Origin of the sequence: Roseiconus lacunae (genome assembly GCF_008312935.1) — a bacterium.
Taxonomy (GTDB): domain Bacteria; phylum Planctomycetota; class Planctomycetia; order Pirellulales; family Pirellulaceae; genus Stieleria; species Stieleria lacunae.
The window spans coordinates 188343-213613 of the sequence record NZ_VSZO01000008.1 but is presented as its reverse complement, the minus strand read 5'-3'; the positions used below and the strand labels follow the sequence as shown (position 1 = coordinate 213613).

Annotated in this window: 14 protein-coding genes; 5 read left to right on the top strand and 9 right to left on the bottom strand. The window is 54.1% G+C overall.

The window, feature by feature from the left end; all coding sequences use genetic code 11:
* Positions 1 to 31: 31 nt before the first annotated feature.
* The gene (locus FYC48_RS12345; RefSeq protein WP_160149484.1) at positions 32 to 1327 is read left to right on the top strand and encodes a MerR family DNA-binding transcriptional regulator; all 1296 of its coding nucleotides are present in this window, start codon (positions 32 to 34) and stop codon (positions 1325 to 1327) included.
* A 1-nt stretch (position 1328) separates the two neighbouring features.
* Here the strand turns inward: FYC48_RS12345 and FYC48_RS12340 are convergent, their stop codons facing one another.
* A complete protein-coding gene (locus FYC48_RS12340) occupies positions 1329 to 2552 on the bottom strand; it encodes a sialidase family protein (RefSeq protein ID WP_235034217.1) in 1224 nt (407 codons plus the stop codon).
* A 267-nt stretch (positions 2553 to 2819) separates the two neighbouring features.
* Positions 2820 to 3515 carry a hypothetical protein gene (locus tag FYC48_RS12335; RefSeq protein WP_149497016.1) on the bottom strand — a complete coding sequence of 232 codons (696 nt, stop codon included), beginning with the start codon at positions 3513 to 3515 and terminating at the stop codon, positions 2820 to 2822.
* Positions 3516 to 4341: 826 nt separating this feature from the next.
* On the opposite strand from FYC48_RS12335, the gene FYC48_RS12330 reads away from it, so the two are divergent.
* Positions 4342 to 4977 (top strand): DUF3179 domain-containing (seleno)protein, encoded by a 636-nt coding sequence (locus tag FYC48_RS12330; protein ID WP_160149483.1) that lies wholly within the window; start codon positions 4342 to 4344, stop codon positions 4975 to 4977.
* Between the two features lie 77 nt (positions 4978 to 5054).
* Here the strand turns inward: FYC48_RS12330 and FYC48_RS12325 are convergent, their stop codons facing one another.
* From FYC48_RS12325 to FYC48_RS12305, 5 genes are all read right to left on the bottom strand, one after another.
* A complete protein-coding gene (locus FYC48_RS12325; protein WP_149497014.1) occupies positions 5055 to 5978 on the bottom strand; it encodes a hypothetical protein in 924 nt (307 codons plus the stop codon).
* Between the two features lie 12 nt (positions 5979 to 5990).
* Positions 5991 to 6608 carry a tetratricopeptide repeat protein gene (locus tag FYC48_RS12320; protein ID WP_149497013.1) on the bottom strand — a complete coding sequence of 206 codons (618 nt, stop codon included), beginning with the start codon at positions 6606 to 6608 and terminating at the stop codon, positions 5991 to 5993.
* A gap of 65 nt (positions 6609 to 6673) precedes the next feature.
* Positions 6674 to 7114 (bottom strand): hypothetical protein, encoded by a 441-nt coding sequence (locus tag FYC48_RS12315; protein WP_149497012.1) that lies wholly within the window; start codon positions 7112 to 7114, stop codon positions 6674 to 6676.
* A gap of 195 nt (positions 7115 to 7309) precedes the next feature.
* Positions 7310 to 9073: a ShlB/FhaC/HecB family hemolysin secretion/activation protein gene (locus tag FYC48_RS12310; protein ID WP_149497011.1), complete on the bottom strand. Its 1764-nt coding sequence runs from the start codon at positions 9071 to 9073 to the stop codon at positions 7310 to 7312.
* A 276-nt stretch (positions 9074 to 9349) separates the two neighbouring features.
* Complete coding sequence (locus FYC48_RS12305) at positions 9350 to 14401, bottom strand: beta strand repeat-containing protein (protein ID WP_160149482.1); 5052 nt, start codon at positions 14399 to 14401, stop codon at positions 9350 to 9352.
* Between the two features lie 685 nt (positions 14402 to 15086).
* On the opposite strand from FYC48_RS12305, the gene FYC48_RS12300 reads away from it, so the two are divergent.
* Entirely contained in the window at positions 15087 to 16046 is a 960-nt protein-coding gene (locus tag FYC48_RS12300; protein ID WP_149497009.1) for a DUF3472 domain-containing protein, read from the top strand.
* Positions 16047 to 16100: 54 nt separating this feature from the next.
* Here the strand turns inward: FYC48_RS12300 and FYC48_RS12295 are convergent, their stop codons facing one another.
* Both FYC48_RS12295 and FYC48_RS12290 read right to left on the bottom strand, forming a co-directional pair.
* Positions 16101 to 17306: an AI-2E family transporter gene (locus tag FYC48_RS12295; protein ID WP_235034216.1), complete on the bottom strand. Its 1206-nt coding sequence runs from the start codon at positions 17304 to 17306 to the stop codon at positions 16101 to 16103.
* 211 nt (positions 17307 to 17517) lie between these two features.
* Entirely contained in the window at positions 17518 to 18825 is a 1308-nt protein-coding gene (locus FYC48_RS12290) for a DUF3300 domain-containing protein (protein ID WP_149497008.1), read from the bottom strand.
* Positions 18826 to 19158: 333 nt separating this feature from the next.
* On the opposite strand from FYC48_RS12290, the gene FYC48_RS12285 reads away from it, so the two are divergent.
* Positions 19159 to 21333: a cation:dicarboxylate symporter family transporter gene (locus FYC48_RS12285; RefSeq protein WP_149497007.1), complete on the top strand. Its 2175-nt coding sequence runs from the start codon at positions 19159 to 19161 to the stop codon at positions 21331 to 21333.
* 197 nt (positions 21334 to 21530) lie between these two features.
* Positions 21531 to 25271, top strand: coding sequence for a CHAT domain-containing protein (locus tag FYC48_RS12280; RefSeq protein WP_160149481.1), 3741 nt, complete (start codon positions 21531 to 21533; stop codon positions 25269 to 25271).

Sequence of the window (25271 nt, the reverse complement as noted above, 5' to 3'; positions counted from 1 at the left end):
ACGTCACCCCGCCGTCCAGCGATTCTCGCCGTTGAATCATTCGAACGATCTTTCCGACACTCAAGATACCGACGAACTACCGCCGGACGACTTCGATTCGCTGTCAGGTAAGCGGATGTCATTGGTGGGTCGGTTTGGCAGCATGAATCATCGCCAAGCGTCGAACGTTATCGAATCGTTCGGACACAAAGTTGTCGAACTCCCACGCGGCAAATCGCCAGTCTACGGTGACTTGGTCGATTGGATCGTGATCGGCGCCGACCAGCCGCCGCTGAGCGAATCCGATCTATTGCCACCGGCTTTGATCGAAGCAGCAGGACGCGGCGAAGTCGAGGTGATCCACGAAACCGACCTCTGGGAGCGGCTAGGGCTTGTCGAGCTGGAACAGCCGGTGCGCCGCTATTGGACACCGGCGATGCTTGCCGATTTGTTGGGCGTATCCGTTCGAGTGATTCGCCGCTGGCACCGTCGTGGATTAATCCGACCGATCGTGACACTGCACAAACTGCCTTACTTCGACTTTGCCGAAGTCGCGACCGCGAAGCGGCTGGCCGGTTGGGTCGCCTCGGGGGCCGATTGGAAAGCGATCGAAAAACGATTGGCGGAACTGGTGCGCATCTTTCCGCATTCAACTCGGCCACTCGATCAACTCGGCGTCTTGGTTCAAGGGAAAGACGTGCTGTTGCGTCAAGGCGACGGCTTAATCGAACCTGGCGGGCAAATGCGTTTCGATTTCGAACGTGAAGACGAATTGGCTGCCAACCCTATCGATCAAGACCGTCAACACGACGAAGCGGATGATTCACCGCTCCTGCTGGCATTCGCCGATGCGGATCGTCCTCCCATGTTACGGGAAACGTCCGAGAGCGTTTCGGATCCGTTGCTGATCGACGCGTACACCGCCGAGGACGAAGACGACCTTGAAACGGCCGTCGACATTTATCATGCCATCATGGCTCGTGATGGCGTTCGCTCGGACATCTGTTTTCAAATCGGCGAACTGCTCTACCGGATGAATTATCTTGTCGCGGCCCGCGAACGTTACTACATGGCGATCGAGTTGGAACCTGATTTTGTCGAAGCCCGCGCCAGCCTTGGCGCCGTGCTCGCAGAACTGGGGCAATTCGATCTTGCGGTCGCGGCCTTGCGTGGTGCGTTGACGTTTTATGACGACTACGCCGATGTTCATTACACACTTGCAAAGACACTCGATCGAATCGAGCACGACGTTGAGGCGTTGGTGCACTGGCAGCGATTGATCGAGCTCGCACCTGATGGACCCTGGGCGGATGAAGCTCGTTCGCGGTTGGGGTTGGAAGCGGATTGAATTAGAGCGTCCACTTGGCTTGCCGTAGAACAGCCAACGAAGAATCTTTCATTTTTTCATACCAGACGGTGACCAGCGTTCCGTCGTCCAGTTGTGCGGTACTGGGGTAGCCAAGGTCACCGCTGGTCGCTTGATCCCATAATGGCATCGCATCCGACCAAGTTTCTCCTTCGTCTTCGCTGACTCGCGCTTGAACGCCAAGCGGTTTGCGACGATGCCCGTAGCTCATCACCAGGCGTCCGTCCCGCAACCGCAGCAAGTGCGACGGCAGCCCCCAAACGCCGATCGAACGAGGAGCCGTCCAAGTCTTGCCGCCGTCGGTAGATTCCGATTGCAACGTCTCACGATGGTTCATCGGATTGTGATTGCGAATCTGCGCGATCAGTTTTCCGCTTTCGCATTCAACGGCATGTAGCTCGTGGTAATCTTTGGCTTGATCATCGGGACGGGTTGGAATTTCCGCTAGCCACTGCCACGATTGACCATCGTCAAGTGACTGGGCGACTCCGACCCGCTTCTGATCTGTCCAGAGTTCTTTGCCGGCGTATATCAATCGCCCGTCGCTCAATTGAATCGGACCATGGGGGCTGTTGACAACCGTCGGCAATCGTGGGCTCCAAGTGAGTCCTCCGTCGGTCGATCGAATCGCCCATTGGCCTAGTTCTGACTCGCGTTCGCGGTCATCCAATCGCCGATGAATTCTGGTCCACCGATCGAAGCGTTCGTCCGGCCAGCGACTTCCTTCACCGGTTTGTCGGGCGGCGACTTGCTGCTCGTAATTTGGTTGATACGCCAACGATGTGAACGTGGTCACGATCAACGTCCCCTTCGTCGTTTCCAATACACCCGCATCACGATCGTCTGTCGCACTATCAAAGACGGTTCGTGGCCATGTCCATGACTCGCCTCCATCATCGGAACGCATCATGTCGACTCGGCCGAAAGGGCACACATGACTGTCTCGCCCCCCAGACCAAACAACCAACAATTGTCCGTCGGATCGTCGGGTCAACGTCGGCCAGCCACAATACAGACCGGGCTGCGTCGAAATGGTTTTCACTTCATCGACCGCAAAGCGATGCTCTGCCGCCGAAGACAAACGAGCCGCCGCTATCGAACCGGCGGTCATCCCGATCATGGCACGGCGGTTTAACGCTGTGTCGCCGGATCCGGTTCGCGCAGTATTTCGTTTGGTAATAGAACTCTGCGAGGTTAAACGTTTCATGCTCTTGATCACTTATAAAAGGAGGGTGTGAAAGACCGGCGGGGAACCGGTCGGCGGGACAGCCTACGCGCGCTCAATGACAGCGTCTGGGATGAGCCGGTTGGAATTTCGCCTCGATTGTGCCGCGACAACCGTGGCCAGCCCCGGGGACAAGTTGACTTGGATCAAAACGCATGAGTCCAACATCACCGGGGTGCCCCGATTTTACGTGTTCTCAAAGGGTGAGGGGGCCACCCAGCGGACTGCAATGACACGATGATGAAAAAACTACATTCGCATCAACGCGTGCAAAACAAAGGATCCGGCGAGCGATATGTTTAGGACAACAACGCAGTAAACCAGACCGATCCGCGGCCCCCACTGAATCAGCCAAGTACCAAACAGAAGTTTCGCCGACGTCACGTAGATACCGACAAAGGCGATATGATCGCTGTGTTGTCCCGATAGGGCCGACGCACACATCAACTCCATCAGGCTGGGGCAGGCGGCAAACAAAGTCAGCATTTGCGCGTCTGGAAATGCCCAAAGAAATGGACCCCAAATACACGCGGCCATCGCCAGCAGGAGGCAACCCAGGTACCGTTGCTTGATCGCAACATAGGCCGTGCGAACGATCGCAAACGCTAGCACGGAATAGCTGAAAACGAACTGAAGCGATGGGATCGGAATGCAGGCGACGGCCATTAGCGTGGTCATAACCAGTAACCAGCGAAGAGAAGTTTGGCCCCCACTAAAATGCGACCATCTCCGCCGCTGTTCGATCGGAACCCAGGCGAGCAGCAGTGCAAAGCAGGCGGTACCACCAATCAATCCGATTCCAATGCGCGGGATTGCAGGTGCGGGACGGCTCTGGTCCGCTCCCGTCCAGTCATAAAACGCCGGCATCGATACTCCGGCGACTACGCTCACAGTCAGCAGCGTGAAAACGGTCAACGGTAAGAAGTAACGTTCGAGCCATCGCATCTTTCAACAGTGCCCTTGGACGAAGATCCTTGCTCGCAGATTTTGCAAACCATTCGTCTCTTTTCCCGTTTGCGTTGTCGTTTCACATTTCCGTTGCCGAACGTTCACGGCGACTGAAGTTTGCTGATCCAACGTCAGTCCTTTCCGCGTCACGGATTGCGACTATGGCATACCCCCCTTTCATTCTTAACGCAGTACCACTTCTGCAACGGGGTACGACGAACATTTCACGTGCGAATGCGATTTCGCACCGGCGAATCGCCAGTAAAGCGAGCAGGCTCGTTCGAAAGTGTTTCGTCGATTGGGCAAAAACGAACGCCTGTCCAGTGATTCGCGCCTGTTCGATTTTTGGATTAGCCGAATGACGCTAGCCACCGTTTCGGTGCAATAACTGGGACGGTTGCACGACGGCTGATGAGCCGAACCCGAACATGTGGTCTAGGCGAAGCACTCGCCATCCTATGCGATACCCAAAAAGGAAGATGCGCGGCCATTAGGGGCCTGTAACGGCTGATCTGACGTTTCGGTCTGAGTCGGTAAGACGATCGGGTAAATCAAAGTTTTAGTTTTTGGAATTACCGGTAGGGGGCGGCGGCTGATGGGTTGGTATCGGGTGGTTGAGCAATCGTCGCAAACGACGGTTCACCAGATTGGTGGCCAATGGAGGGATTGCCAATGGGAATCAGTGAAAGATTCACGATTGTGAAACCAAGCAACAAGAGCGTGCTGCGAATGCATCTTTGTTGCTACATGAACCGAACAAGTGTCCCGCGATGCATCAATGACCACTACAGCGAAACAATCAACAAGTGTGAACGGATCTGGGATGATCAGCCATTTGATCATGATTGGTATCGTTGTGGTGGCGGCACCACTTGCGTGGTTGGCGTACCAGGCCAACACGTACAAGCCAGATCGGCAATTGTCTTTGCGTCCGCCAACGGCAGAAGAATTGGCGAAAGAGAGGGCATTGCAAGAAGAGCTTGATAAGAAGTGGAACGCCAACGAAAATCATCCGAAGTTGCGTGCTCTGGCTTCGTTTAAAGGGCATCGTGACCCTGTCCTTCGTGATTCGTCTGACGTGCAGCTTGACGATGCCGCTGAAGTCATCGGTGTTGAAATGGATGGGGTCCAGTGCGCCGTGGTGATGGCCCCGATGGTGGACCCCAAGAATCACATCGTCAATCTGGTCCTCGCCGGAAAACCCGTCACGGTGACCTACTGTGACCTGGCGAACTGTGTTCGAGTGGTCACGGACAACCGCTCCGATTCGGTTCCCTCCGATTCAATTCCGCTGAATGTGGGCGGATTGGATGTCTTCAATCGAATGGTCGTTGAACTCGACGGCGAACTGTACGCTCAGTCAAGTGAGAACCTTCCACTTGCCGACTACCCCTACGAGCGAACCACGTGGGGAAGCTGGCGGAAAGACAACGCAGAGACAAAAGTCTGGATCCCATAATCGTGTCGTGGTTTTGGGCAACCGCTTAGCTGAAGCCGCTCGTCGCCGCTGGTTCGTGATCGGTCGATACGATGTATTTAGTTTTCGATGTATTCCGGGCGAAACGTGATGTATCGCTCTTGCTGGTAGTCGGTCCGCAGCAACAAACTGCCGCGCAGGTTCTCGGATCCTTCTTTTCGCCAGACTTCAATGCCGCGATGTTTGGCGGTCAGCGGGTAAAAACTGAAACGCGCCCATGCGTAGTGCCACTGTGGTTTTCCTGAGCTGTCGGCCGACTGCTCGATCATTAGAACTGCTTCTGGATCCGTGCCAACGGCGAACGAAAACAGACTTCCGGTTCGATCTTCCGTGTCGTAGCTGTAAAGTGGTTTAGACATCAGGCGGCATTGCTCGACACGGCCGTCGCGATTCGTGACTTCCAAGGAAAACTGGCGCGACAGACCTCGCATTTGAGTTTCGCGAGATCGAGGATTTTCGGCCGGAGGAGGCGCGTTTGGAATCGCTTTAAAACCAATCGCGTTTTCCGGGGGCATCCACACGGTCTGTTTTTCGTACACCGCTTTGATCGGCTGGTTCGTCAACACGTTGAATGCGTTCTTTCGATTCGTGCGACCTTGATAGACGTAGGTGAAACAGGTACCGATTGCGACGGGTGCCGACTGATCGGTCCAAAGAAATACTGAGCCGTCTCCACCCATGCGCGTCGGGGTGGTGTAGTGCAGAATCGGCTTTTCAAGCATCTCGAACGTGGCCCCGCTTTCGCGATGGCTCAATTCGTACTTCGCAGCTTGTTCGGCAAAGCGTTGGTGCCAGTCAACCTCTTGCGCCGGGAGTGGAGCTACGTCCAGCAGCGACCCAGCGAGCAAAATCGCTGCCACCATTTGACTGATTCGCATCGAACAACCTTGGCTTGAGACGGGAAGCAGATATCGCTTTATCTTACTCCATTCCATCCCCTCGGTGGGCGTCCGATACCCACCGAGGCAAAGGCTGTTGGTCATCGAGCCGTGCGATCAAGCCGAAACTGCCTGACTTGTCATCTCCATGTCTTGTTCGATAGTAACCTCGGGCTCAGCAGCCGCATCACCCTCTACACCGGTATCGAACTCACCAGGCACGAAGTCCACTTGCACTCGACAGTTCGGTGGTTCGATACGATTGAGCTTCCAGTCAATCCAACGCAACCAACTGAGTGATTTTTCCCACTGTCGAATCGATCGGCGTATTTGGTCTGCTTGCCGCTGGTCAGCAGACTTGATCTCCCGGAGGACATCGATCGCTCCACTTGGCGAACCGCTCAGCAGTAAGGCAGTCGCAAAATTGCGTTTTTGAGCATCGCTAACATCACCACGTTCGCCCAAATTGCCGGGCGTTAAAACGAACTGGCGAAAGACTTGTAGCGCTTCGTCGGCGAGCCCGATTCGCAATAAACAAACGCCAAGTGTGTTTCGGATCGACAGATCTCTTCCCGCGGAACGTAGTTGCTTCGCCGCCGCGTGGTAGTCACGTCTACGAATCAATGGAAGTACGCGAACGACCGCGGGATGGAATGCCAGTTTGTCTTGGACGTTCGAAGGCGGTTGGGAAGCAGACTTTGATTTTGAATTGGGGGGCACTGCGCGCGCAGACATCGATATCACTCTCAAATAGATGATTACAAAAAAAGATGTACAGACGGAATCGAATCGCGCGATGCCTAAATCTGTAATCTGACGTGCAATGCAATCAGAGAATTCGTATCTGCGGAAACGCAGCAACCGCTACGACATTCGGCGGTCGGCAAACATAGTCGTGTTCGGTTTGAGGCAATCCCCCAAAACGGAACCGCCGAATTTTTGGATGTCTCGCCGCCTTCTTGTTGGACTTGAGGGCCCGCCTGTGACGGACGCGCAACGTCGATCGCGTCGTGTGGATTAACGTCGACGCATTGGCGATCGGGAACAGACTTGGCGGCGGAGAGAATCTGCTGTGTCGAGCTGACCGATAGAACAACCGTTGGTATTGCCTGGGCAAAGGCCACCAACGCAATCACTACGCTCAGAAATTGTCCCCCGCGCAAACTCCAGCAACTTGGCAAAATCGCCAGGTAGGCTCGCTTCATCGGAAGCGGATCGCTAGGTCGTTGCTGGGCATTCATTGGGACACCATAGGGATTACGCTGAATTATTCTATGCGGCGTTCCAGAAACAAGTGGCGTTCCCCAAAAGATGACAGATCAATCGGATGGGCGAGCAATAATTGCCTTCTACAATCTTTGGCCTGGGAGACCCTTCGCGCATACTCGATAGCGCCCTTCATTTTGCGACCATCCCCGAGTGAATCATCAGTGTCGCTATGGCATCGGGCCGAAGAATGAAACCAGGCCGATGTGGACTCGATCACCCGCGTCGGCGCCTTGGACATCGTTTAGTCCACGACCGTAGTCGAACCGCATTGAAACGCGTTGACCGATCGAGATTCGGCAACCGATCCCTATGCCTGCTAGGAACTGTTCTTTATCTTCTCCTGGAACGCTGTCCAAGATGAAAGCCTGGCCCAGATCGGCAAACCCATAGCACTTGATGATTCGTTCATCGTCACCGCAACCAAAGGTCCAGGCCGTGGGGCCGACTTCTAAGTTGGTGATCCATCCGTTGTCGCCGCTGGCAACGCGTTGGTCGTAACCGCGAATCGAATCGTATCCGCCGAATCCAAGTGTTTCGCTAAACAGCAACCGATCACTTGCGATTTGACCGGCACCACGAAATGTCCATTCGTAGTCGCAGCTGACCTGACGCCGCATTTCCAAATTGGTACGCCAGTAAACGTATCCAGGTGCCGTGTTCATTCTCAGGCTGTTGAAAGCCTCTGCATTGTGGCGAGAAGTAAACCCGCCGTCAGGACCGTAGTTGACGATCGAATGAAGTCTGGCATAGTCGCCATTGTCTTCTCGAGCCAAAGCGTGATAACCAAGGCAAAGTTGCAGTAGATCTGCGGCAGTATCGGATGTGTTGATCGACCCGAACTCGACTGACGTATTGGACGATTTGAAATCGTAGCCGGCGAACCACGCGCGTTCGAGATAAGCCGTCCGGGTTCCGTAGCGATACCAACGTGAGCCGACCTGCCAAGCTTCGCCGTCTTGTGTCATCGGTGCGGGCAAGTCTGGTTCGGCAGACGCCCAACTGCCGAATACCTGAAATCCCTCGTGTCGATTGGGATCTACGCCATAACTTAGTGCGTGCGCATGCAGTCGATTGAATTCAGCGTCTGCGGTGTACTGATACCCGAGTAAGCCGTCGTGTCCAAATGGATTCCCCAGCATGACCCCAGAATAGAGACGTTCAAGACGCAACGCTTCGACACCGGTGTCTTCGTAGCCGGCGTACGCCCTGGCAGGCAATACATCGCACACCTCGAAGAACAAATCTGACGTTCCGTCGGACGTCCCAGGTCTGATATCCAACGCCACCGAGCGAAAGGGATTTCGATTGAGCCAGAAAAGATCTTCGGCGACACACGATTCGAAGATCTTTCCACCGATTCGTGATCGCGTGATGTTGTTGCGAAGCAAACATCGGTCGGTCCAGCACCCGCCCGTCACATTGATCCGACCGATTCGCGATTCGACGATGACAATTTGAATGGTACCACCGGTGATCTTTTGTTCGAGAATCTGAACGTCGACGATCGGCTGTCCACATCGCTCGTAGATCGCGATCACGTCGCGTGTCATCTGGTTAAGATTACGGAGCGTGATCGGGCGACCGAGATGCTTTCTTATCGCATTCTGAATCTGGGGGGAGTGAGCCAATGATCGCGAGTCAGCGATCTGGCAATGGACGCCTTCTAGTTCCTCGAACGCTTGATGCGGATCAAGGTCATCTCGGTGAGCCAACAAGATGACCGCATCCAACCGATCCACCAAAACAACGTCACTACTTTGAGTGGCATCGTCCTGCTGCTCGGGAACGTTGATGTCGAACTCGCCAGCTCGAGTCGACGGAAACGCCTTCGGCCGGTAACGCTCGAAGTTCTGGGCGGTTGCGATGCCGCCGATCAGAAAACTAATCAGGCAGCAGCAGACCGCCATCCTGTGCCAATACCATGCAGTCATCCTGACTTGCCTCTTCCGAGATCAATGGTGCTCGATCGTCCTCGTTGATCGATCGCTTTGGCGAGCCCAACGAGTCAGAAGAGTGACTTAGGACGCGGCGGATTCGACAAAGCTATAGCGTGCAACTTCGGCGTCGATTGCGTCGGACATGACGTGCCGTCTGGCGAGTCGTCCAGCTTGGACAGAAGCAAAAGGATGACCAATCGCTACCGCCGATGAGGGTGTGTCCTAAACATTTCATCGTCTGGCAAATCAGATTCATGCGATTGCCGCTGACTACAACGTTGAAACGCTCGACGTTGTATTCCGGTCATCGGTCTGTTGGGTTCGGCGCCGCCTCGCTTCGTCCAACGCCGATTGTCCGGCGTCATTCGATCCCGTTCCGCCGCCCTGTGGGACGGTGATTTCGACACTCGAACGCCCCGCTTGATTGGATTGCACGGCCCCACCGTCATGACTAAACATCAAAGGCAACGTCGTTGCGATATTTACCGGACGCGACCAGACGTCATGAACCGTCTCGTCATTGGGAATCATCACGGTCAACACTGCGTCCACCAAGTTGAGCGAATAATTGGATAGATCAAGTCCGTTTCCGATCAGTTGGTCAGCGACCAAGGCGTACGTCCCAGGGACTGCCGTTGCGGGAAGACCTTCGCTTGACGTCACGATTTGGAATATCGCATCCGAATTTTTTAATCCTGATACATCAAACAATGTGGTTTTGGATTCTAGTTCCAGTCCCAGCAGTTTCGATCGCGAGTACAACGTGACATCCAGCGGGGCGGGATTGATTGTCATCGTTCCTGGCGTGATCACGATATCGTAGTTCGCAGCATTGAACGCGGTTCCCGTCGGATTGCTTCCGTTGATCACATAGGGGCCCCCAAGGACAGACGCAATTTTGGCAGTCCCGCCTGAGCTAAGCATCAGGTTTTCAATGAGATCGCCATTGACCAAGCCGGTGGCTATGAATTCATTTCCTTGCCAGTCGAACAGATCGCCGAATGTTTTGGTTTGATCATTGATGGCGATCGTCAAATTCGCTGGGGAAATCGTATGGCGACCAAAGTTAGTGATAGGAGTCGCGTTGTAGGTTTCTCCGTTCCGATAGACCTTTCGAATGTAATACCCTTGCAACAGATTATCGCTGTCGACTTGCAAGACATAGATGCCGGCATCGGCTTGATCGTCGATCCCATCGTAATTCACTTGCATTCCCAGATCACCCACCGTGGTTGTCCCAAACAATACGGAGGGATCGCTGAGCAGACCGACAGTCGCCGGCGAACTAATCGATTGGCCGTAGACTGTCGTAGCATCGGTGATCTGGACGTCCAATCCGATCGCGGCGGTGAAAATTGACCAGTTATTGACCGCGTCGCCGGCATACCCGCCCAAAAAATCATCTCCTGGATCACTCGGTCCTGCATACTTCGTCGGCGGATCTCCCGTCGCGTTGCCACCATTCAGTGAAGCGGAAGCATCGATGTTATAGGATGAGAGAGCCGGGGCGTAGAGACTGAGTTGTCCGCCATCGCCAAACGCAGCACTCTTTAAGACCGACTGACTATCGAGAGTGAGTGAGTAGGGCTGATGGTAGTCTCCGCCGACCCGGTTTTCGTTGTCTTCGTTAAAGTCAGCCATCCCAGCAAACACCTGTGTGTTGCCCGAAGCATAGTTGCCTGTCGGATCGATCAGGTGTCCGATGTGCCCTTTGGTGACGGTGACGTTCTTGCCTCCGCTGACGGTTACATCTCCTGAAACGGTTTTGCCCGTATCGTCACCGCCAAGGCCATCACCGTGCCCGATGGATGCAAAATGAGCTCCCTGGCCGGTCAAGTTCACATCGCCACTGGCTTCAATGACGATGTCGCCCGCGGCGGTCGACGTTTCGGTCCCAGAGAACGCGTACCCTATTTGTGCCCCAGCGTTCGCACTCGCATTGACATGTAAGTCTTGCGTCTCGATCGTCGTTGTTCCATTGGCGCTACCGATGCTGACATGGCTGGTCTGAGATCCGTCGCCGATGGTCGTGATTTGCGCATCAACCGAAACATCACCATTGACGGTATGGACGTCTCCGTCAACTTCGACGCGGCTACTGTCAAGGTTGATATCGCCATCGGATGTAATCTCGCCGATGTCAATCGTATCCGCACCCGGATTTCCGCTTCCCCCGGACTTGTAGTGAGTCGATACATCCAGATCGCTTCCACCGGTCATCGTCAACGAATCGATCGTTGTTTGCTGCCCGCCTCCCAGGGTCAGATTGCGATCGAGTGTCGCGTCGACATGGGTGGACCCGGGAGACGATGAGTAGACGTGATTGGCCGCGAGCGTCTCAAAGTTTTGGATCCGCAACAGTTCATCGTCGTCCAGTTGAACCGCTCCCGTCGTTCCGGTGCCAATGCCAATCGTTGTAGACCCACTTGTCGACCCCGAAACGCGACCGGCCGTGATCTTTAATGAAGCAGTCGGGTCATCCGTGATGACTCCGCTATCGAAAGCGAGCCCACTAAAGACGGACAGATTCAGGTTCTCCGGTACCGAAACGTCCGAGAGACGCATCCCATCGGCGAGGAAATTAACGGTTCCCGATGTGATTGAACTAAAGTCCAATTCGCTTCCGACTCCACCGCCTTGAACGTCCAGGGTGCCGTTGATCTGCGTATTGTGCAGTGTCAGTGAGTTGAAGCCGCTAAGCAAGCCAAATTCGGTATTGTCGATCGTCCAATCTCCCGCGGCGGCAGACCCAACAGCCATCCGGCTCACACTAGCATTTAAATCCAACGCCGTGCGATCAATGTCTCCCATGACCGGGTTGGTAATCTGAAGGTCATTGCTAAACAACCGAAATAGGTTGCTGTCGACACTGACTCCATCCAAGTGGACCAAGCCACCCGCATTGTTGATCTCGATTTGCGATTGGTAGTTTCCGGTGAAATCCATCGCAGTCGTTACAACTCCGCTTCCGACGGTCACGTTCAATAAATTGTAGCTTCCGAGGTACGCGAATTCGTTTGCGGTTATGTTCAGCAATCCGGCGGTGCCGTCTCCCAGCCCGACGGTGCGATTGCTGGACATCGATTGGATGGTCAGCGTTCCCGTGTCGGCCCCTTTGGTGATTGCATTTTGCACATTCAGGTTGTCGGTCAACAAATTAAGCGACGTGCCGATCGAAAGTTGATCGATGTCGATAGATGATCCACGAAGCGTGACCGTACTAAAATTCAAACCAGCATCGACGATCGAAATGTCGCTCCCGGAAGCGGTTTGATGCCCGATGTCAAAACTGTAGAAACCGGTGATGCCAGCGAGGATCGACTTCGAAAACTGTAGATCGCCACTCCCGCTTCCCAGGCCGATCGTTTGATTGGCTTGACCGCGAAACCGGAATGACCCGTTGCCTACCACCGGGCCCGTGATCGTCAAATCATCCGATTCGATGTCTAAGCTGGACCCGCCGAAGCGGTCGATATTTACGGAGTCCCCGATCAACTTGAGTGAAGATCGTGCCTGACCGCTTTCGCCCATGTCCAGGTCGAAGTCACTGCCGTAGATTTCGCTCACGGTTAGATTGCCGATCGTTTCGTCGCTTAGGTGAAGTGTCCCGGTAGCGTGATCGCCAATGCCGATGGTTTCATTTCCTGTGGCGGTTAGGGTGTCGATGAAGGCACTACCGGCAACGGTCATGGAGTTTGCCGACACGTCGACGTCAAACGATGTGCCGCCAAGACTCCAGGCGATCAGTCCGTCTTCGGTTACGGTGACAGATCCCGTTCCCGCATCGATGGTCGTGTTGGCCCCCCCGGTTCGATGGTCGCGGATTTCGGCCGCAATCGTGATATCGACCGCCCCATCGCTACCACTTTGCTCGCGCAACGTCAGCGAAGTCTTTGAACCATCACTGGAAAATTTTTCATCACCACCGGGGGAATCTGTAGGGAACAAGTCGACGGTGATATCGATCGAGTCTGCCGCTTCAATAATAAGGTTCCCGGATCCCCATTGGGCACGGATGGCGTCTTCGTTAGCTGCATCGAGAGTGAACGTGGCTGGATCGAGCAACAGCGTTCCGTGTTGGCCTTCAGGCTGGCTTGCACGCAGGTCAACGTTACCGGTAAACACCAAGGTGTCTTTTCCTGACACTTCGGCTTGTCCGCCGTTACCAACACCAAGGGCTCTCGCGACGATTTGCCCGGCAAACTCAGTCACCTGATCCGCCCAGATGACTACCGAACCGGCATCACCCGCGCCGATCGCATCCACGCTAATCACAGAATCGGCGGATACCCGCGTCATGTTCGCATTGCTGATCGATGCTTCTTGCCCTTTCCATCCGCCACCGATTCGTACTTCACCACCGGCTCGATCTCCAGATGCGTCGATGGTCGATGATTGAATTGCAACCGACTGGCCGGTCACAACTGCCTTGCCACCAACGTGTCCGTCGACTTCGATCGATCCACTATCAATTCTCGCCTCACCCGAAGCGATCATTTCGACGCGTCCACCGGATTGGTTTCCGTCTGGGGTGGCGAGTGCCGCGACAATCTTTGCGTCATGTAGGATCTTCCCGTTCGGATTGATGAGATACACTTCCCCACCGACATTCAGTCCGCCGATCGCGCGAATGGTGCCACTATTTTGAATGAGTGAGGAACCGTTCGAAATTCCATTGGCGATCGTTTCCAAGTCCGCTTGGACGTAGGCGCCACTGCCTATATCGAGACGGCCACCGGTTGCCAAGTTGATCTTCCCGGTCGACGCAATGGTTCCGTTGTTGATCACTTGAGATGCGATGAAATGTGCACCGCCCTGACCTGTCGTGATCGTCCCGTTGTTTACAACAGAGGCCGGCGAATCGCCTCTGAAGGACAAATCGCCTGTCATGAACCGTTGGTTCGTAATGTCAAGTGTCGTCGCAGTGAAACCGTTGGTGTTGATCACTCCTGTGCTGCCAATTACCACACCACTGGCATTGGAGACAAAGACATTCCCGTTTGATGTGATCGCCCCATTGATCAGCGACGGTGGGGCCGCGCCAACGACGCGATTGAGAACCGCCGACGTCGCCGCAAGCTGGTCGAAGTTGACGGTATGACCTTGCCCAACGGAAAAGTCATTCCAATTGATCACGGCACGATCGGTCGATGTTGTGATCTGGGTTAGGTTCGCCGCGCTTTGGTCAATCGTTCCCGAACCGGCAACAATATTTCCGCCTACCGGAGCCTGAGCCTGCAGTGCGTTCGGTAAGGCGAGACTTGCTATGACCGCCGCAAGGATCGACCGTTTGCCTCTCGTGCTCCTCCGATGCCGGCTCACGGAATTGTTCGCACCTTGTCGCCGAGTACTTTTTCGACCAGTCCAATTACGCTTCATCTTTTGCCCCAGATGGTTCCGAACCACGCCCCGACATTCCAGACGTTCAAGAAGGTTTACACATGCCAAACAAGTCGGAGAAAAAGAAGAGTCGACGAAGGCCGATAGACTTGACACATTCACGACAGATCCGGCGCGATTGAAACAAGCCGAACTCTAGAAAGTTGACTCATTCTGCAGCCTCAAGTCTCGAATGATCCCACTTCAATTAGATCACTGTTTTGTCGTGTGACGGACAAGGAACGGCGAGGATTAAATTGCGAGACAAGCCACTTTCATCACGGAAGATACTCCGACGTTGGGGGATCCTTGCAGACAAGTTCCCCGCTTTAAGCAAGACGACGGGGGGCAAGCATTGGAGTCGCGATCAGTCGTTCTATACTCGAGCGATCTTCGGCGGATTCGTTGCGACAGGGATATCGACTCGCCAACGATCCTCATTCAATCGATTAGCGATCGTGCCAACAACGTCTGCCGTGAGTACGCTTCGTAAAACTAGTCGGAAACCGATGTATGTCGACATGCGAGTTACCGCTAGCACGTGCGGTGCGTGGTGGTTGAGTTCGTCCAAACATGAATGATGTGACGCAAAGCCAATCTGCTTCACGTCCTGACAGGAGTCCGCCTGATGCGTCTGATGACATCGCTGTGTTTTTTATGCCTTGCTTCTGTCGGAGGGATACCTTCGCTTGCGATTGCTGATGATCCCTGCAAGCAGTTGTCTCCCGAGGAGATGGCTCAGAACCTTGGGGTCGATCTGCCAAGGCGACCATGGCACGTCGCTAATATCTGGTGGCATTTCGAGGATTCCATCAAGAATTTCGAGTCTCTGGAAATGGAGATCACGATCGATCGAGACATTCCTGATAGCTACAATCTCTATGTGTCACCGTGCGGATCGGCATTGATTAACGGCCTGCAATTCTATGGTGGGATTCAGACAAACATTAACGGATGGATCAGTGAAAGTGAGCGGACACGAGTCCATCGCGGGCACGGCGTGATCTTCTCTCGTTGGTCATCCGACAAAAAAACTCCGATCGGATTGGAACATGTTCGGACTGCCGGGGATGACTGTCTGGTCGAAAGTGCCGGCTATGAAGGTGAGTTTGCCAGTGTCCGCCGTCCCTTTCGCTGGAAGAAAGGAACCTACACCTGGAGTATCACGAAAGCGGATACGATGGAGCAAAATGACGCGGCATCGACTTGGTTCACGTGTCGCCTAAAAGACCAAACGTCCGGCGAAGTCCTCGAAGTTGGAAGCTTGCTGTTTGAGGGCGAGCAGTTTGAATTTTGGAATCGCCACTCTGCGTTTGTCGAAGTCTACTCGACGGCAAAGATTCCGCGGTCGGACATTCCCAAAGTGAAGGTCAAATTTGGTTGGCCGCGAATCAACGGGGAAAAAGTAAAACTGTCACGTACCAGTGCGTTCTACCCCGACAAGGCTGCAGGGACGACGAGCTCGCCTGACTGTGCCAAAATTCATGCCGAAGGCGAAGCCTGTGTTATTGAGGTCGGCGCGCTCTTCAAGCGTGACCCGCAACAACGCCGCCACGCAATTGAATTGGTTCCCGAACAAGCGAACTAAATTTCATAGCTTAGACGTCGGACGATCGCCGACGACCGGGGGGGCTAAGCACGACTACGTTCCTTCGGCTGGTTCAGGCCAAGTCCCTGACATTAAATCGGCAAGTGGTCGGGTTGAAGCGGATCGTTGGAAAATGATTCGCATCGCAGCCATGATCGGGGTTGCCAAGAACATGCCAATGATTCCCCAAAGCATGCCCCAGAACATCAGCCCCAACATGATGGTGATCGGGTGCAATCCGGCGGAGTCGCCCATCAACTTCGGTTCGACCAAATTTCCGCTGATCAATTGGACGCCTCCCGAAGCTGCGATCGCTGCGACCATCCAGCCGATGCTGGCCTCGGGAAGCAGCACAATGAACGGCACCGGAAGGGCAGTGGCAACCAGCGGACCAAAGTTTGGAATGTAATTCAGTAGGAATGCGAGCAGACCAAAGGTCAACGCCATTGGCACACCAAACAGCCACAACGTCAGCCCAAAAATGAATCCCGTCACCGCGGAAATGGCTGTCTTGACCAGCATGTAGGACCGCATCTGATAGTCGATTTTACCGACCAAGCTTTCGCTGCTGCTATTGAGTTCACCGAGCAGTAGAAAGAACACGAAGATCGACACGACCGCGAAACTGCTGACCATCGTCAGTAATTCTGCCGACAAGGTGGCCAGGGATCCACTGACCCACTGATCTACCATGTCCAACAAGTCTGCATGTCGTGCGTTGACTGCGGCGTTTTCACTGACTTGGGCAGCAAGTTCAGCTTCACTTTCTTCGCTGTTGCGAAACGACGAAAGGGATAGTTTGGGAATCGCGTGCTCTTGCATCCATTGCTGCATGTCACCAAACATTTGTTCGACGCGATTGGCGTACGCTTTTCCTTGCGTACTGATCTGCTGGATCGACAACCACAAACAGCACATCAACCCGGTGATCAAAACCAATCCGAACAAAAATGTAATTCCGATTGCCGCGAATCGCTTCAGCCCCAGCCGCTTCTCGAGCAGCCGCATCAAAGGCGCGATCCCACTGACAACGAACAATGAAACCACGAATGGAACGAGTACCGGTCGAAGCCAATACAACGCGTACATCAAGAGAATGCCCGCGATGATCATCAGGCAAGTCGAGATGCGCTGTAAAGCGGGCGCCACAATCGTAGGGTTGAACGCATCCGCGCTAATAGAATGCTCGTCGCCTCGCAGTTCGCTTTCGAACGGATCATTTTGAGCTGCCAACTGATCACTCTTTTCGTTTGTCACCATGATGGGCAAATAGTTAAGCCTCAATCGTAGTGACCGCCAGCGGCATCGCGAACACGAGATCGCAGAATCGCCGACGTATTTTCAAGATCTTTCAGTTTCAATCAAAGCTGCTCGTTCGACTGGTCAGATGACCGGCGTTGGCCCCGGTTGTTGCACACGAGCCGTGGCGAACGCCAATCGGCTCGTTCTCGTTTCAGATCATGACGGAACACTAGCGTCCCCGGCGTCCGCCGCGGGCTCGCGAACCGCTCTGAGAGGAAGTTACCGAACGGCCACTATGGAAATGGCCGTTGTTGACCCTCGGTGAACCAACCGAATACCTTGAACCACTATTCGGTAGTGAATTTGTATTGACGGTAGTGGCGGGGCGAGAAAACTTGCTGGTCGATGGACGCTCTTTGGCCAGTCCACTTCGTGTCTCGCTTAGACTTGACCATTCAGAGGAACGATCCGAAGGACGTGCAAAGGAACTGCTGCGCGAGCCTACGTCTGATGTTCGTGTGGTCGATTCGGCTGCCGAGCTTCCGACGGTACCATCACCGGCGGTCAACGTTTGCGTTCCATTCAGCGTCGAGATCGTTGAAGAGATTTCGCCGCCGCCAGCCTGCGTTTCGATCGTCGCAACACCATGAGTCGAATCAATCTGCGTTGAACCACTGTAGCTACCGTTACCGTTTCCCGCGGCGGTGCCGGATGATTGATGCTGAATCTCGGTATTTCCAAAGCTACTGTGCACGCTCGTCGTTCCTTGATGTCCAAACGAAGTGGTACCGTCGGCATTGGCTTGTGCATACCCCGATCCTTGATGCACACCGGCGGCATAATAGCCAGTCGCCGGGTTATAAATTGCTCCCGCGGCAGCCGAGTTTGTTTGATATCCCGTTCCGACCTGTTCCACAGAGATGCCCGCGGCGCCTCCTCCGTAGACGACGGCGCCTGGATGGGCAACGAATGCTTGTTGGTATTCGTGTCGAAGTTCGTTAATTGCTGCACCAGCCCATAAACCCGCTGCGTAGTAGCCATACCCAGGCGGTGCATACGTCGTGGTGACGTAGCCTTGTTGCGACGGTGGAGGTAGGTCGTCCACGGATTTTTGTTGGGATTCTTCGAAGCCCGCACGGACTCGGTCGACCGCTTGCCAAACTTCATCCAGCTGTGTCTTAGCGGCAAGTCCCAGTCGCGCCGTCAATGGCAGCTGCTGGTCCAGTTGGGTCAGCAGATCTGGATACTTCGCCAAGTATTGCAAACTTTCAGATTCGGCGATGCCTCCCGTTCCCATCGCCGCGTGTCGGATTTGCTCAGGGTTTTGCGCCGCAATCAGAATATGCTCGATCGTTCGGTCATCGAAAAACGCGATCCCCGCGACTAGCGCATCCAAAGCCTGAGCTGAAAGATCTTGCGTCGGCATTGCCCGCTCAACGGCGGTTTGTGCGTCGACGGTAGTGGGAACACAAATGAGGCAAAAGACACCAATTGCCGAGCAGGCACGGTTGGGGAAGCGAAAACGGGATTGGAGCATGTCATATCCAAGCTGAAGAGTTCACTGATTAGAGCGACAGTTTCTGGATTCGAACCGACAACAAACGATCCTTAGGAATCGATTCTCGACGGGCAGAACACTGCTTTTGGTGAACCTACGTTATGAATGCTCGCACTGACGGGAAACGGAGCCTCGTCGCCAGTATTGTCCGGCAACCGACGCGCACTTGAGCCTAGATGCTTTTTGCCGATTTTCACAACCGGAGGCAAGTGCTAGCAAGTGTGGCTTTCGATTTCCGGATAGGTTCTTACACTCATTCAACAGACCGTCGATTTTGCCAACTCACCAGTGATCCTCTTTGGTTGAAACCACGTGAAACGCTCCCAAACAATTCAGCCGACAGGAACCGCGGGACAACGGATCATGATTGGGCTTGGAGCCGGTGTTTTGCTCGGTCTGTTTTTTGGCGAAGCCTTGGCAGGACTTGAAGTTTTTGGGCAGGCGTATGTTGGCCTGCTACAAATGACTGTGCTGCCCTATTTGGTTGTTTCGATCGTTGCGAAGGTGGGACGGCTCAAGGTAGCCCAGACCAAAGAACTTGGACTGGCGGCTTTCGCAGTGCTCATTTTGTTTGTAGTACTGGGGATCAGCCTGATTGTTTGCTTCGCCGGTCTTTTGCCGCCCACTGAGGGCGCAGCCTTTTTTAGTTCTGCTAGCGAACCGGCCTCAGTGGGCTGGCAAAGCTTATTGACGCAGTTTATCCCGACTAATGTCTTTCATTCACTAGCCGAAGGATATGTACCTGGAATCGTTGTGTTCTGCCTATTCTTTGGCGGCGCGATGATGTTGACCCCCGATAAAGAATCGCTTTTAGATCTGCTAGAAATTTGCTCGGCCGGACTCAGTCATGTCAATCGGTTTCTGGTCAAGCTAGCTCCCATTGGTTTGTTTGCCCTCACGGCAGCGGCCGCCGGAACGTTGCGTTTCGAAGAATTGGTGCGATTGCAAGCGTATCTCATCATGTATGCAATGGCGAGCATCGTGACTGCGTACGTTGTGCTGCCAGCCATCGTGTGCAACCTCACGTCGATTCGGTACCGTGACTTTGTTCACGCGATTCAAGAACCGGTATTGATCGCGATCGCGACGGGCAAGTTGGTGGTTACGTTGCCACTGATTATCGAGAAATGTGATGGTCTTTTGATGCAAAATGCGGGACGAGACCAATCGTCGCCAGATGCCACCGCGAGTGTCCTGGTGCCTTTGGCCTATCCGTTTCCTCACTTGGGAAAAATGCTGACGTTCACGTTCATCGTCTTCGCCGCATGGTATTCCGGAAAGGAACTTTCATTCCTGGAAACCCTCCAAGTCGCCACCTTGGGAGCGATTTTTAGCTTTGCCAGTCCGCTGGTCACGATCCCCTATTTGCTTGACCAATTTCAACTTCCACAAGATTTAATGTCGCTCTTTGTCTTACCCGGATTCATCACAATGCGTTTGGGCGACGTCGTTGGCGTGGTGCACTTGATGGCGTTATCGACGATCGTAAGTGAATACTCAAGGCGATCGCTATGCGTCCGGTGGAATCGCTTGATGCCCAGTCTTGCAGGCGGACTGATTTGTATCGCTGCGATGATCGCAGGCGGTCGGCTGTACTTGACATCGACGACTCTAAGATATGACCTCGATCAACAATTTCTTGCACTCGAGATTCAGTCGCCACACGAGAACGTCATTGTCCATGCAGCAGCGGACGAGTTGCCGGAGCAGGAACGTTCACAGCGTTCGACATTGGAACGAATCATCGAGAGCGGCACCTGCCGTGTCGGGTTCTTGCCCGACGCGATGCCGTATTGCTTTTTCAATTCCCGTCAGCACTTGGTTGGTCTGGATGTTGAACTGATGCATCGCTTGGCGAAACGACTTGAAATCCGATTAGAATTCGTGCCATGCAGTCACGAGACATTCCTGCAGCGGTTAGCCTCAAATGAAATCGACATTGCGATTGGGGGCGTCCTGTTGTTACCGGAGCGATTGGCCAAAGTTGGCTTGACGCAACCTTACCGCACCGCAACCCTCGCGGTTGTGACGCAGGATCATCGCCGCGGTGAATTTGGTTCCTGGGAAAATTTTAAGAACGATCCCGAAGTCCACCTGGGGGCGAACCACATTGATGTTGCGAAGTCAATTAAACGCAACCTTGGACCGCTCCGGGTTGAAGTGATCGAACCACCGAAGCAGTACTTCACCGGAGACCGTCCGGAGATTGACGGAATGGTTATGGCCGCCGAAATCGGCGCGGTTTGGAATATTCTGTACCCCAATCATACCGTCGTCATTCCCACTCCTCGCATTCGTCGTCCCGTTAGCTTTGTTGTTCGTTCGGAGGACAGGGCCTGGCTGAAGTTTCTTGATCGCTGGATCGATTTCGAGCGACTTGACGGCTCGCTAGACCAGCTGGAGATCTACTGGATCCAAGGCGGAGGAACGAAAACAAAACCACCGCGTTGGAGCGTCATCGACGATGTGTTGGGGTGGACGAATTAGTTTTCGATATCGATGGTTGCCGCCAATGCTCGACCATCGAGCCTCCGGCGTCTCGTACCGGACGGATCATACGTTTTGCGAAGCAACAAATTGCTTCAATCTAAGCGATCTTTAGCGACAACAATGCATCATGTTGGGTAGGATTCACTCACCTTTCCAATCAGAGTAAGCGAATGAGGATGACGATGCCTAGGCGAATGATAGGACCACTCTTGGCGACATTCATTGGCGTCTGTATTGCAACAAATGTGCAAACCGCTAGGGCACAGCAATCGGGGCCATCGGGCCAACGCTATCGCCTGAACGCGGGCTCAAAAACGATCGCGATGAGCCACAACGAAGGGCCCGTCGGTGTTCATCTTGCCGAGAATGGGCTGATGGTGGCGTTTGACTACGCTTCCAACACGTCTCCTCGAATGTCGTCCGGTAAAGTGAATGCATTCGTCTTGATTGACCTAAACACCGGCGATGAGATCAGTCGGATGATATTCGGAGAAACGATCGCGGTTGATCGTACGGCCTGCTCCGCGGACGGGCGTTTTCTGGTCGTCTGCGACCGACAGTCGGCGAGACAATTCGATTTGTTCAAAGGCGTCTTGGTCCGCAGCTACCCGGTGAAATCTCAACGCAGTTTTCCTGTCACGGGGCGCCGTGGTTCGTTGTTTGTACTTTGCGATGAACGCGAACTTTCGTTGTGGGATCTGGATGACGGAACCCTCATTGCACAACTGCCACCGCATCCGGCGGTAATCAACGGCTGTGATTTTGACGATCGCTGTGAAGTGATCTTGTCGGGATGCGAAAACATGACGCGCAGCTGGAAAATCTCGACGCAGGAAACTCAAATCTTTCCCATCGAATCGGCATTGCGAGACCTTTCGGTGTCCCCCGATGGTGCAAAACTCTATGGGCGATTCATTCACACCGTCAGTGATCAGGGAGTGGCAAGTTACGACACACGCTCGGGACGACGTGATTTGCACCTTCTTTCGCACTCGCTTCCGACCATCGATTTCGATCGAGGACGCCTGTATAGCGTCGACGGGGTCGGAACAAAAACAGCCATCGATGCGATCCAAGTTCGTCCCGTCCAAGCCCCGGATCGGGTGCGCTATTTGCCCTTTGCTCCTTCCGTTCGTGAACGCCTCCAACACCAGCCGTTCTTCTTCGCTCAAGAAATCATGCTGTCGCCCGATCGAAAGTTCGTCATGGTTCGACTGGAGTATGGTCGACTTTCACAAGTCTGGGCACTGGGAGACTCTGCGGATGACTTGCTTGTCGAATTTGACGAGTCTCTTCGCCATCGACATGTGCCTCCCCCGAAGATGGCACCGTCAAAACCCAAGTCGCGTGAGGAGCGGTTTCTCGAAGAGATCAACACGATCCAGTTCAGGGTACGTGAACTTGCCAAGCAAGACAGATCAAGCGAAGCAGTTCAGGCGATCAATGACTTGTTGGCGGCCGGACAAAAGAGACTTCGTAATGCACCGATTCGACACCAAAATCTCGTTCGGAACTGTGGGTTCGCTTTTCGAGATGGACTCGATGATTTGCAACGCGGACTTGAACTCTTTCAACAAGCCCGACAAATGGCCGAATCTGATGGCCGATTCGGTGGAGGCTGGGTAGGGTTGATGGTTGCAATTTCCGATACCGAGGAGCGGCTCGATGACGATCGAAATGCAGCAAAGACCTACCAAAAGTTGATCGAAAAACTAGTCGAACAAAACGCCAAAATCCAAGCATCAAGGTTTGAACGGATGGCGATCCTAGCGTTCAAATCCGGTGGCTCAGAAGAAGCGATCGAGTGGCGCATCAAAGCGATGGAACAAACCATTCAAGAATCTGGCGCGCTCAGTAGTCGATCCGATGGGATCTACGCGAAACTTGTTAGCGATGTGACAAAACTCGGCTGCTGGGAGCGACTCGAGTCGATCGCATGGAATCGATATCAATCGGCAAATGACATGCTCGGTTCGGAGCATCCGGAAACGGCAAAGATCACTGCCCACCTGGCGCTCCTATGCGAACATCAGAAGAAAAACGAGCAGGCTCTCGAATTGATGGATCAAAGCCAGCGTGCGTACCGTGATTATGTCGCACGCTCGCTCTCTTTATTGTCCGATCGAGAGCAAACGGAATTCATCAAACACCGATTCGAACCGGCGTTTCAATCGGCATTGCGAATGGCCGTAAGACTGCAGACGACAGCAAACGCAGCTCCCCTTGCGACCAGTTGGTTGCTGAATGCGAAAGGCACTTCCACACGTGCGCTTTCAGAACGACATCGAATCGCGGCGTCCTCCCGAGACCCCGCCGTCGCAGATCTTTCGAAGCGGCTGATGTCGATTCGCGAACAGATCTCGTCGCTCACGATGAGTTCGCTGCAATCCAATCTTCAGGAGGCTGATTCCAGCGACGGCGCCGTCCTTCGTGACAAACTGTCGGAACTTCGCGACCGAGAATCGGAACTTGCGTGGAAATTGGGATCCGCCGGTTGGACCGAATTTCGCAAACAACCTTGGAGTTCTCTCGAACAGCTTCGAAAGAGTATTCCCCAAGACGCGGTCTTCATCGACTTCTCCGTCGTCGGCGTCACGATCGACCACCGAGCCTTCAATGAATGGAATCGCGAACGCCCCGGAACGGCCGAAAGGGAGGCGAAAATTCTTGTGATGATTGTGCCGCCTGCAGGTAGCGGAGAAATCGAACTGCGGGAAGTCGCTTACCCCTGGGACCAAGTTTCTCGAACGCTTATCCAACTCCAAGGATGTCTAAACGGTCAGATAGTCACGAACAATGTCAGCGCGACGATTGACGATCATTTGCGAGAATTGTCGTCTCTGGTGATCGGTTCACTTCCAGAGCACGTGATCAAAACACCTCGTTGGCTAATTTCGCCGGACAATCTTCTCTGGCAGTTACCGTTCGCAGCGTTGCCCCTACCGAACGGACGGCGTTTGATCGAAAACCATGAAATTCAGTACCTGCTAAGCGGCAGAGATCTGCTCGCGGCCACGACGCTCCAACCGAATCCAGCTGCGTTAATTATCGCCGACCCAAACTACGGTGAGGGAGTTCGCATGAACGGCGACAAGTCCGAAGCGACCGTTCGTCAACCTTTTGCGCCGCTTCCGGGAACGGCGAACGAAGCCAAGGCGATCGAGCCCTATCTCGAACGACTCACCGGTACCGCGCCGACGATGTTCCTGGGAAAGAAGGCTGAGGAGTCTGTCGTAAAGTCAGTCGATCGACCACGGTACGCTGTTTTCAGCACTCACGGGTATTCACAATTCCGTCACGAAGACCACCCGCTCGCGACGTGTGGATTGGCATTTGCAAACGCTAACGCAGCGTTTACCGGTCAAGGAGACGGGGTACTTACCGGGATCGAAATCTTGGGAACCGACTTTCGTGGCACCGAGTTGGTGGTGCTAAGCGCCTGTCAAACCGCAGTCGGGAACGCGAACAATGGCGAGGGAGTTTCCGGCCTAAGCCATGCATTTCGACTCGCCGGCGCGGACAACGTTGTCGCGACGCTTTGGCCCATTCCTGATCAGATCACCGCAGAGTTGATGAGCCGTTTCTTCGAACAGCTCTCCAAAGGCAAAACGCCGGCCGCGGCGATGCGTCTGGCACAGTTGACAACCATCAAACGGTTGGAGTCGTTAGGGTTTGAAGCATCGCCACAATTGTGGGCCGCCTTCACCGTCACCGGTAAGCCGCCGACTTCGGCAATCGTTCCGGCGACTGAGAAGGTAAGCGAATTTCGCACGTGGCGCAGCGCAGATGGAAAGCACACTACGATTGCAAAATTTCTGGCTGTAATTGAGGGACAGGTTCAATTGCAAAAGCAGGATGGGACCCCGATTCTTGTTCCGATCAACAAGTTACATTCAGATGACCAACAGTGGGTCCAAGCCCACGCTGATCCATAG

Bases quoted from the DNA above. Each gene is read 5' to 3' on its own strand.
- FYC48_RS12320 (WP_149497013.1), bottom strand. From the start codon at position 6,608: ATGTCTGCGCGCGCAGTGCCCCCCAATTCAAAATCAAAGTCTGCTTCC.
- FYC48_RS12315 (WP_149497012.1), bottom strand. From the start codon at position 7,114: ATGAATGCCCAGCAACGACCTAGCGATCCGCTTCCGATGAAGCGAGCC.
- FYC48_RS12335 (WP_149497016.1), bottom strand. From the start codon at position 3,515: ATGCGATGGCTCGAACGTTACTTCTTACCGTTGACCGTTTTCACGCTG.
- FYC48_RS12290 (WP_149497008.1), bottom strand. From the start codon at position 18,825: ATGCTCCAATCCCGTTTTCGCTTCCCCAACCGTGCCTGCTCGGCAATT.
- FYC48_RS12330 (WP_160149483.1), top strand. From the start codon at position 4,342: ATGATCAGCCATTTGATCATGATTGGTATCGTTGTGGTGGCGGCACCA.
- FYC48_RS12300 (WP_149497009.1), top strand. From the start codon at position 15,087: ATGCGTCTGATGACATCGCTGTGTTTTTTATGCCTTGCTTCTGTCGGA.
- FYC48_RS12325 (WP_149497014.1), bottom strand. From the start codon at position 5,978: ATGACCAACAGCCTTTGCCTCGGTGGGTATCGGACGCCCACCGAGGGG.
- FYC48_RS12295 (WP_235034216.1), bottom strand. From the start codon at position 17,306: ATGGTGACAAACGAAAAGAGTGATCAGTTGGCAGCTCAAAATGATCCG.
- FYC48_RS12310 (WP_149497011.1), bottom strand. From the start codon at position 9,073: ATGACTGCATGGTATTGGCACAGGATGGCGGTCTGCTGCTGCCTGATT.
- FYC48_RS12280 (WP_160149481.1), top strand. From the start codon at position 21,531: ATGATAGGACCACTCTTGGCGACATTCATTGGCGTCTGTATTGCAACA.
- FYC48_RS12340 (WP_235034217.1), bottom strand. From the start codon at position 2,552: ATGAAACGTTTAACCTCGCAGAGTTCTATTACCAAACGAAATACTGCG.